This window comes from Bacillus sp. SIMBA_008 (assembly GCF_046535495.1).
Lineage (GTDB): Bacteria > Bacillota > Bacilli > Bacillales > Bacillaceae > Bacillus > Bacillus subtilis.
Genome location: NZ_JAWRWL010000881.1, coordinates 1 through 253, shown reverse-complemented (window position 1 = coordinate 253; position 253 = coordinate 1). Strand labels below are relative to the sequence as shown.

At 71.9% G+C, this 253-nt stretch carries 1 protein-coding gene; it reads left to right on the top strand.

The window, feature by feature from the left end:
* Positions 1-253: hypothetical protein (locus tag SB658_RS25880; protein ID WP_410603338.1), on the top strand; the 253-nt coding region annotated here is incomplete at both ends.

The window sequence follows — 253 nt, the reverse complement described above, 5'->3', positions numbered from 1 at the left end:
CGGAGAGGGCGCTGCGGAAGGCTCCGCCGTCGGGTCCGAGGTCGTCGCGGATCCCTCCTTCGGGGGTGACGATACCCGGGACCCCGACGACCGCGAGATGCACGGGCCCCTTGAGGGCGCTGCGGCATCGCTCGATGAGTTCGACGATGCGCCCGACGCGGTCGCCGCTGAGGAAGGCGGCATGCTGCTCGGCTCGCACGGCTCCGGTCGCGTCGACGAGGACGACGTGGGCGGCATGATGGTCGACGTGCAC